The organism is Methylobacterium sp. E-041 (assembly GCF_022829665.1).
Lineage (GTDB): Bacteria > Pseudomonadota > Alphaproteobacteria > Rhizobiales > Beijerinckiaceae > Methylobacterium.
This window is the reverse complement of sequence record NZ_JAKSYQ010000183.1, coordinates 1-765: the sequence shown is the minus strand read 5'-3', so window position 1 is coordinate 765 and position 765 is coordinate 1. Positions and strand designations below refer to the sequence as shown.

The following is a 765-nucleotide window of genomic DNA, read 5'->3' as shown; positions in this document are numbered from 1 at the left end:
GTGTCGGGGTTACGCGCCCAGATGGTCATCGACCACTTGTTGTCGCCCGGACGCTGCTTGGGGTTCCAGGTCGAGGGATTGCCCGAGCCGTAGTACATCAGGTCGAGCTTGGGGTCGTACGAGTACCAGCCCCAGGTGCAGCCGCCGCCGGTCTTCCACTGGTCGCCTTCCCAGGTCTTCAGCGAAGAATCCTTGCCCACCGGCTTGCCGAGGTAGGTGGTCTTCTCCGGGTCGACGAGCATCTCGTCGTCCGGGCCGACGGAGTAGGCGCGCCAGACCCGCTTGCCGGACTTGAGGTCGTAGGCGGTCACGTGACAGCGTACGCCGAACTCGCCGCCCGAGATGCCGACGATGACCTTGTCCTTCACCGGCAGCACGGTGGCGGTGTTGGTCTCGCCCTTCTTCGGATCGCCGTTCTGGACCGACCAGTTCACCTTGCCGGACTTGGCGTCGAGCGAGACGACCGTGGTGTCGGCCTGGTGCAGGATGATGGCGCCGTCGGCGTAGGCCAGGCCGCGGTTGACCGTGTCGCAGCACATCACCGGGATCACCGACGGGTCCTGCTTGGGCTCGTACTTCCACACGATCTTGGCCTCGTGGTCGAGGTCGAGCGCGTAGACGATGTTCGGGAACGGGGTGTGGACGTACATCATGTTGCCGATGACGAGCGGGGCGCCCTCATGGCCGCGCAGCACGCCGGTCGAGAAGGTCCAGGCCACCTGGAGGTTCTTGACGTTGTCCTTGTTGATCTGGTCGAGCTTCGAA

Annotated in this window: 1 protein-coding gene; it reads right to left on the bottom strand. The window is 64.7% G+C overall.

Going from position 1 to position 765, the window contains the following annotated elements:
- Positions 1 to 765, bottom strand: a 765-nt coding sequence (locus tag MKK70_RS17815) for a PQQ-binding-like beta-propeller repeat protein (protein WP_243949208.1), incomplete at both ends; no start/stop codon positions are given.